This window comes from Bradyrhizobium lablabi (assembly GCF_001440475.1).
Lineage (GTDB): Bacteria > Pseudomonadota > Alphaproteobacteria > Rhizobiales > Xanthobacteraceae > Bradyrhizobium > Bradyrhizobium lablabi.
Window position 1 is genome coordinate 178,376 of the sequence record NZ_LLYB01000055.1, and the last position, 8,059, is coordinate 186,434.

An 8,059-nucleotide genomic window follows, 5' to 3' on the forward strand; every position below is an offset into this window, starting at 1 on the left:
GGGAGGCAAAATTGCCATATGTCGGTCAAGGGGACAGGGTAGGGAGGATATTATGCTACCGGCTTTGCCGCGTTGCGTCGATGCCCCCTGTTGATGGGAATGCTCTCGGATGTTGCATCCAAGTGGTTGCCCATGCTTCACATCCGGCTCAATCTGCCGCAAAACTAACGGTTCACATCAAGACCGGCCTCGGCACCTAATTCGGGGTCGTTGAAGCCCGTGGGGGGAGTGTATGTCGTCCTATTCTGAAGAGCTCCATTCCGCGGCGCTTGCGTATCACAGGCTGCCGCGCCCGGGTAAACTCGAGATCCAGGCGACCAAGCCGCTCGCCAACCAGCGCGACCTCGCGCTGGCCTATTCGCCGGGCGTTGCGGCCGCCTGTACCGAAATCGCCAACAATCCGGCGGAAGCGGCGGCGCTGACCTCGCGGGCGAATCTGGTGGCCGTGGTTTCCAACGGTACCGCAGTGTTGGGGCTCGGCAATATCGGCCCGCTCGCCTCGAAGCCCGTCATGGAGGGCAAGGCGGTCCTGTTCAAGAAATTCGCCGGGATCGACGTCTTCGACATCGAAATCGCCGCCGACACCATCGAGCGCGTGGTCGAGACGGTGGCGGCGCTGGAGCCGACCTTCGGCGGCATCAATCTGGAGGACATCAAGGGACCGGAGTGCTTCGAGATCGAGGCGCAGCTCAAGGAGCGCATGAAGATTCCGGTGTTCCATGATGACCAGCACGGCACGGCGATCATCGTGGGCGCCGCCATCGTCAACGGTCTGCTGCTGAACGGCAAGAAGCTGTCGGACGTGAAGATCGTCTGCTCCGGCGCCGGCGCCGCGGCGATCGCGTGCCTTAATCTCCTGGTATCGATGGGCGCGCAGCGCAAGAACATCTGGGTCTGCGACATCGACGGCGTCGTGCATGAGGGACGCAACACGCTGATGGATCGCTGGAAGGCGGTCTACGCGCAGAAGACCAGCGCGCGCGTGCTGGCGGACGTGATCGGCGGTGCCGATATCTTCCTCGGGCTTTCAGCGCCCAACGTGCTGAAGCCCGAGATGGTCCAGTCGATGGCGGACAAGCCGCTGGTGATGGCGCTCGCCAACCCGAACCCGGAAATCATGCCGGACGAGGCGCGGAAAGCGCGTCCCGATGCGATGATCTGCACCGGACGTTCCGACTTTCCGAACCAGGTCAACAACGTCCTGTGCTTCCCGTTCATCTTCCGCGGCGCGCTCGATGTCGGCGCCACCGGGATCAACGAGGCAATGAAACATGCGGCCGTCGAGGCGATCGCGCAGCTCGCGCGCGATCCGCCGTCGGATGCGGTGGCCCAGGGTTTCGACAGCGGCGAGACGCAGGGGTTTGGGCCTGGCTCGCTGATCCCGAGCCCATTCGATCCGCGGCTGATCCTGCGCATCGCGCCGGCGGTGGCGAGGGCTGCGATGGAATCCGGCGTTGCCACGCGTCCGATCAAGAATTTCGAGGAATACACCGCGCTGCTGGAGCGCTTCGCCTTCCGCTCCGGCCTGACCATGAAGCCGGTGTTTGCCAAGGCGAAGACCCAGCCGGTCCGCGTGATCTATGCCGAGGGCGAGGACCAGCGCGTGCTGCGCGCGACGCAGGTCGTGCTGGAGGAGAAACTGGCGCGGCCGATTTTGGTCGGGCGGCCTTCCGTGGTCGAAGCGCGGATCAAGCGGTTCGGCCTCTCGATCAAGGCCGGCAAGGATTTCGACCTCGTCAATCCCGAGGACGATCCGCGCTACCGCTCCTATGTGCAGACCTATATCGACGTCGCCGGACGGCGCGGCGTCACGCCCGAGGCGGCGCGTACCGTGGTTCGCACCAACAACACCGTGATCGCCGCGCTTGCCGTGGTCCGCGGGGAGGCCGACGCCATGCTCTGCGGCGTCGAAGGCCGCTACATGAGCCATCTGCGCCATGTCCGGGAGATCGTCGGCTTTCAGCACGGCGTCAGCGATTTCGCGGCGCTGTCGATGATGATCACCAGCAAGGGTTCCTATTTCCTCGCCGATACGCAGGTGCGGCCCAATCCGAGCGCCGAGGAACTTGCGGAAGTGGCCTCGCTGGCGGCGAACCACGTGCAGCGCTTCAACATGAAGCCGCGCGTCGCGTTCGTGTCACATTCCGATTTCGGAAGTTATGATACGGAATCCTCGCGCAAGATGCGACGCGCCACCGCGCTGCTGAAGGAAAAGCATCCGGAGATCGAGGCCGACGGCGAGATGCAGGGCGACACTGCGCTCTCCGCCGCCGCGCGCAAACTCGTGCTGCCGCATTCGAAGCTGGAAGGCGACGCCAACATCCTGATCATGCCGAACCTCGACACCGCCAACGTCGCCTACCAGATGATCAAGACGCTAGCGGACGCGCTGCCGGTGGGCCCGATCCTGATCGGTCCGGCGCGGCCGGCGCATATCCTCACCCCCGGCGTGACCGCACGCGGCGTACTCAACATGACGGCGGTGGCTGCCGTCGAAGCCCAGGAGCGCGCCGGCCGCCAGCAGCCGACCCTGTTCGGATAGATCTCGGTTCAGATTGATTCAAAATCGGGATCTAGCCGCTTGCTCTGACGCGTTTTCTTCGAGCGAAATCCCGCCGCCCCGGACAAGTCTGGGGAGGCATGCTTTGCGCGAAACGCTATGATCAAGAAAGCGCCTTGGTTCTGCTTCTATCGGTAGGTCTGGTGGAGCCGCGCGCAGGTCCCTGCGCGGACGGTTTCGATTTGAGCGTTTGAAAAGCGGACACGAAACGCCCATAATCGTTTCGCGCCGCCTGCTATCTTTTGCAAGCTATTCAGTGAGGCCGATCCCATGCCAGCGTTAGTTACCTTCGGGCGAGTCCTGTTCGCCGTGCTCTTCATGTACACGGGGGCGACCAAGCTTTTCGCGATTCAGCCGACGGCGGACTTCATCGCATCCAAGGTGGCCATTCCGACGGTGCTTGTGCCCTATACCGGGCAGCTCGAAACCATGACGGGCATGCCGACGCCGCAATTGCTGGCGGTGGCGGCCGGCGGCTTCGAGATCCTTGCCGGGTTGATGATCGCGGTCAATTTCGCCGCGCGCTTCTTTGCGATCCTGCTGATCTTCTTCGTGATCGCCACGACCTTCTACTTCCACGATTTCTGGAATCAGCCGGCGCCCGAGAATGCCAAGACGCTGATCGACGCCCTGAAGAACCTGTCGATCATCGGCGCGCTGTTCATGATCGCGGGCTATGGCAAGGGCCCGCGGCCGAATGAACCAGCCTACGGGGACATCTAACCGGGTCAAAAATTCCGGATCGCCACCCGTGAACCGTCGAGCGTCGCCGCCGCATTTTGCGGCGGCGCGAGCTGCTCGATCTGCGCGGTACGCGCCGCGATCCGGCGCGCCTGCAGCCAGTTGGGGAACCACATCGCAATCGCCGGGAAGATCAGCACCAGCGCGACGCAAACGCACTGGATCACCATGAAATCGGCCATGCCGCGGTAGATCAGCCGCAGATTCCATTCCTTGACGACCTGCTTGAGATAATAGGCCGACATCGCGACCGGCGGTGACAGGAACGCGGTTTGCAGCACGACGGCGACGATGCAGCCGAACCAGACCATGTCGTAGCCGAGGCCCTTGGCGACCGGCGCCAGCATCGGCAGGAAGATGAAGACGATGGCCGGCCATTCGAACGGCCAGCCGAGCAGGAAGATCAGGGTCAGCAGCAGGGACATCGTGCCCCAGGCCGGCAGCGGCGAAGCCAGCAGCGCCTTGGTCATCCAGGTCGCGGTGCCGAGCCAGGCGAAGACGGCGCCGAACACGTTGGAGGCAACCGCGAGCAGCAGCACCATGCTGGTCGTCGCCAGCGTGGCGTAGCAGGCATCCAGCAATCCCCGCAACGTGAACTTGCCATAGGCGATGACGAGGAGAATCGCGCCGAGTGCACCGAATGCCGCCGCCTCCGCCGCCGTCGTGATGCCGACGAGGATGGCGCCGAGCGTCACGACCGTCAGCACGGTCACCGGCACGAGGCCGATCAGGCATTCCCACAGCACGACCCGCATCGATTCCGGCCGCTCCTCGACCGGCACCGGCGGGCCGAGCTTCGGATTGAAGTGGCAGCGGATCAGGGTGTAGGCGATGAACATCGCCGACAGCAGGAATCCCGGGCCGAACGCCGCCGCATAGAGATCGATGATCGAGATATCGAGCACGGGCGCCATCACGACCAGCATCACCGATGGCGGAATCAGGATGCCGAGCGTGCCGCCGGCGGCAATGGCACCGGCCGACATCCGCACGTCATAGCCCGAGCGGATCATCATCGGCCCGGCCATGATGCCGAGCAGGGCAACGGTTGCGCCGACGGTCCCCGCGGCGATCCCGAACAGTGTCGCCGTGAGAATGACGACGACATAGAGCGCGCCCTTGAGCGGCGCGAACAGATCGCGGAACGCCTTGAACAGCCGCTCCATCAGCCCGGCCTGATCGCAGATGAATCCCATCAGGATGAACATCGGCACGGCGACGAGTTCGTCCTGCTTCATCAGGCCGATGGTCTGCAGATAGGCGAGGTTGAAGACGCGCTCGCCCATGCCGACATAGCCGAACGACAGCGCCAGGAACAACAGCGTGAAGCTGATCGGCAGGCCGATGAAGATCACCCCCAGCATCACCAGGAGCATGACAAGTCCGAGGAGCTCGAGTCCGGTCATATCTCGATCTTTTCCTTGTGCACGAACTCACGCCCGAACCGGATCTGGTACCAGCACTTCAGCACCTCCGAGATGCCCTGGATCATCAGAAGGAGGGCCGCCAGCGGGATGGTGGCGCGGAACGGCCACATGATCACGCGCCATACGCTTTCCTGGGATCGCTCCCCGGTATCGTAGGAATGCCAGGCGTCGTCGATGCTGATCAGCATGAACGTGATCATGGCGGGATAGAAAAACGCCAGATAGGAAATCAGGTCGACGACGCCCTTCTTCCGCTCCGAGTAATTCTCCCAATAGATATCGGTGCGAACATGGGCGCCTTTCAGCAGCGCATACGCAGCGCCGAGCATGAAGGCGGCGCCATTGGCCATGAAGCTCGATTCATAGACCCAGATGGTCGGCGCGCCGAAGCCGTAGCGCATGACGACTTCATACGAAATCGTCACCACGAGAAACAGCATCGTCATGGCGATGAGCTTGCCGGTGACGTCCGTAAAGCGGTCGATCGCGCGAATGACCGCGTAGAACGCGCGCGGGAATTGGTCGCCCGTATTGTCCGTCGCTGCAGCACGGATGGTGTCCGACGACATGATCGCTCCCCCTTGAGGCCGTGCTGGCGTCCCCTGGTGCGGACGCCAGCAGCTCCGCTAGATGCGAAGAGAGATCACTTCTTGGTCAGGTAGATCTTGTTCTTCCAGTAATACTCGCCGGCAAAGTTGTACGGCGGGAACCAGGAGAGCTTGAACGGCACGATCTGTTCGGCATAGGCCTTCTGACTGTCGATCACCTTCCGGTAGAACGGATTCTTGGCCGCGTGCTCGGTCTGAATCTTCTCCCACTCGTCGAGGAAGTTCTTCAGGATCTCGTCGGGCGTGCGATGCATCTGGACGCCCGCCTTGATCAGGTCCTGGCAAGCCTGCGCCGTCTCGCGGTTGAACGCGAAATTGCGCTGCGTCGTGGCGTAGACGCTCGCCACCTTGATGATTTCCTGCAAGTCGGGCGAGAGCTTCTTCCAGACATCGCCGTTGATCATCAACTGCCCGCCGGTGACGGGCTCGTGCATGCCCGGCGTGTAGTAGTGCTTGGCGACCTGATGCAGGCCGAGCTTCTTGTCTTCCTCGCAGTTGATCCACTCGGCGCCCTCGATCACGCCGCGCTCCATCGCCGGCACGATCTCGCCGCCGGGAATGGTCACGACCGAAACGCCAAGGCGGCCGTAGGTTTCCGCGCCGATACCGTAGATCCGGTACTTCATGCCTTTGAGATCGCCGAGGCTGTTGATCTCCTTCTTGAACCAGCCCAACCCTTGCGGATAGTCGGTCGGGATCGGGAAGCCGACGACGTTCAGCTTGAGAACGTCCTTGTAGAACTCGTCGAGCAGCTTCATGCCGCCGCCGTCATAGTACCAGGCCCAGTAATCCGAGCCGTCCATGCCGTACAGCGGGCCATGCGACATCGGTATTGTCGCGGTGTTGCGGCCGAGGATGTAGCCGAACGGCCCCATGCCGACATCGAGCACGTTCTTGGAGGTGGCATCGAACACCTCGAACGGCGGCACGATCGCTCCCGCCGGAAGCGTCTCGATCTTGAGGCGTCCGGCCGTCATCTTTTCGACGGTCTCCGCCCACAATTTGAAGATGAGATGGAAGTTCGAGGATGCGGGGTGGGTCGACTGACCCTTCAGAACGAGCGGCTTTTCGGCAGTTTGAGCGTAAACCGGTTCAGCAAAGACGGTGACCATTCCAAGAGTCACCGCTGCAACCATGGTTGAAGCGTACCTCAACATGTTGTTGGTCCTCCCGATGATGATGTGTGTCTTTTTTCTTTTCAGGGTGGAACCGCGCCCGCGTGCTGTCAAGCGACCTCTAGCCGCAGGCGGGCTTGCAGCGAGACCGATTTGAGCGAAAGGATTACGCCTTAGGCGTTGCGCCGCCACGGTGTGACGCTGACTTCAGCGGCCGTATCGAGCATCTGCGGCTCTCCGGCACGCAAGCCATGTGCGCTCAGGATGTCCTGCGGCGAACGCGCAGGCACGCCCGGGAAGCAAGGCTCGCCGCCGGGCAGGTGGACATGCGGTGCGGTCGACAGCCAGAACGCGTCGTAGCGGTCCATGAACATGCCGAACACGCCGGGACCGCCGATGACGGCGACGGTGCCGGACGTGACGCCGGCCTGCTGGCAGGCGGCCTCGAACGAAGCACCCGCGGGATTCCACAACGTCGCTTTCGGATTGGTCGGATCGGGCGCAATCGCATCGACCTTGCGCGTCAGGATGACCCGCTTGCGCCGCGGCGAGTTCGGCTGGTCTTCGTAGGAGTTGCGGCCGTGCAGGATCAAATCGGCGCGGTCAAGGGCGTCGGTGAAAAACACCTTGTCGCCCTCGAACTTCAATTCGTCAGGCATGACGTTGCGGGCATCCGCCAGCATGCCGTCGGCGGAGACGATGACATAGCCTTCGATGCGCAGCGCCACCTGTGCGTCGCGCCGCTTTTATTCCGAGATCGTCTGGACGACGCTGGAGACCGGGCGCGAGCTCACGGTCGGCAGCTTGAGATCCTTGACGATGTCCTCGTCATATTGCGCGATGGTCTGGATCGGCGCCTTGGCGCGCATCGCGACCACCTTGTAGCCGCCTTCCTTCAGCTTCTTGAGCAGTTCGGGCAGCGCTTCGGCGGTATGTTTCTGGAAGTCGTGCATCAGGATGATGCCCTTGCCGTTCTTTTCGACCTTGCGCATCACGTTGTCGATGATCGTCTGCGCCTTGCTGGCCTTGAAGTCGAACGAGTCGAGGTCGCAGGAGAAGATCGCGATGTTGCGGGTGCCGAGATAGGTCACCATCTCCGGCGGGTGCTGCAACGCCGGGAAACGGAAGAACGGCGCCGGCGCCTTGCCGCCCAGCGCCCATTTCACGGCGCTGAAGCCTTTTTCGATTTCATCCTTGCGCTGCTGCTCGGTCAGCTTCTTGTTGACGAGGGCGGCATGCGACCAGGTGTGCGATCCGATGGAATGGCCGGCCGCCATCACCTGCCTGAGGATTTCGGGATAGTAGGTGGCGTGCTTGCCGATCGGGAAGAAGATGCCGGTGGTGCATTCCTCCGCGAGCGTCTTCAGCACCGACGGCGTATTCACCGGCCACGGACCGTCGTCGAAGGTCAGCACCACCTCCTTGTCGCGCAGGAAGTCGAGCTCCTTGAAATGCTCGAAGCCGAAGCCTGGACCGCCCGTGGTGTCGATCTCGACGGTGCGGCCGATACCGAGCGCGTTGGGATTGTTGCAGGGCGGACGGGTCGAGACCGGTGCTGGCGGCGGGGCGGGGGCTGGCGCCGCCGCGGGAGCGGCCTGAGGAGCGGCC

Annotated in this window: 7 protein-coding genes; 2 read left to right on the forward strand and 5 right to left on the reverse strand. The window is 62.8% G+C overall.

The window, feature by feature from the left end; translation table 11 throughout:
• Positions 1-232: 232 nt before the first annotated feature.
• Together CQ14_RS10620 and CQ14_RS10625 are read left to right on the forward strand one after the other, a co-directional pair.
• The gene (locus tag CQ14_RS10620) at positions 233-2,542 is read left to right on the forward strand and encodes an NADP-dependent malic enzyme (protein WP_057857835.1); all 2,310 of its coding nucleotides are present in this window, start codon (positions 233-235) and stop codon (positions 2,540-2,542) included.
• Positions 2,543-2,830: 288 nt separating this feature from the next.
• Positions 2,831-3,283, forward strand: coding sequence for a DoxX family protein (locus CQ14_RS10625; RefSeq protein ID WP_057857836.1), 453 nt, complete (start codon positions 2,831-2,833; stop codon positions 3,281-3,283).
• Positions 3,284-3,288: 5 nt separating this feature from the next.
• On the opposite strand, the gene CQ14_RS10630 is transcribed toward CQ14_RS10625, so the two are convergent.
• The 5 genes from CQ14_RS10630 to CQ14_RS10650 all read right to left on the reverse strand — a co-directional run.
• Complete coding sequence (locus tag CQ14_RS10630; RefSeq protein WP_063800332.1) at positions 3,289-4,707, reverse strand: TRAP transporter large permease; 1,419 nt, start codon at positions 4,705-4,707, stop codon at positions 3,289-3,291.
• Positions 4,704-5,297 (reverse strand): TRAP transporter small permease subunit, encoded by a 594-nt coding sequence (locus CQ14_RS10635; RefSeq protein WP_057857837.1) that lies wholly within the window; start codon positions 5,295-5,297, stop codon positions 4,704-4,706. The genes CQ14_RS10630 and CQ14_RS10635 overlap by 4 nt, the downstream gene beginning before the upstream one ends.
• A 74-nt stretch (positions 5,298-5,371) precedes the next feature.
• Entirely contained in the window at positions 5,372-6,448 is a 1,077-nt protein-coding gene (locus CQ14_RS10640; protein ID WP_199805499.1) for a TRAP transporter substrate-binding protein, read from the reverse strand.
• A gap of 176 nt (positions 6,449-6,624) precedes the next feature.
• Positions 6,625-7,134: a dihydrofolate reductase family protein gene (locus CQ14_RS10645; protein WP_057857864.1), complete on the reverse strand. Its 510-nt coding sequence runs from the start codon at positions 7,132-7,134 to the stop codon at positions 6,625-6,627.
• Between the two features lie 63 nt (positions 7,135-7,197).
• Positions 7,198-8,059 (reverse strand): polysaccharide deacetylase family protein (locus CQ14_RS10650; RefSeq protein ID WP_057857839.1); only part of this gene is annotated, 862 nt, incomplete at its 5' end.